This is a genomic window from Tamlana crocina, assembly GCF_012037625.1.
This window is the reverse complement of record NZ_JAAVJS010000309.1, coordinates 1-418: the sequence shown is the minus strand read 5'-3', so window position 1 is coordinate 418 and position 418 is coordinate 1. Positions and strand designations below refer to the sequence as shown.

General features: G+C 43.5%; 1 protein-coding gene. It reads right to left on the bottom strand.

What is annotated here, in order from left to right:
* On the bottom strand, positions 1-418 hold a 418-nt coding region (locus tag HC176_RS16855; protein WP_167920168.1), incomplete at both ends, for a M3 family metallopeptidase.

Here is a 418-nt window from a genome sequence, read left to right as displayed (position 1 = left end):
CGCGTGTCCGAATTCATGGAAGAAGGTAGTGGCATCATCCCAGGAGATAAGTGCCGGTTCGCCCGGAGCAGGCTTTACAAAGTTGGAATTATTGGAAGCCAGCACAGTTTCCTTATCACCCTCCATTTCTGAATGGCTGCGATATTGGGATGCCCAGGCTCCTGATCTTTTCCCGGTGCGGGCATAAGGATCCAGATACCAGAGACCAATATGTTTTCCGGAATCATTATCTGTCACTTCCCAAACCTTTACGTCTTCATGAAAAACAGGTACTGTACCTTCGGGCACCGGAGTGAATTTATAATTAAAAACTTCTGAAGCAGTGTAGAACAAAGCATCTGTAAGTTTATCAAGTTGTAAATACTGTTTCACTTCGTTTGACTCAAGATCATATTTCTGTTGTCTTACTTTTTCAGCA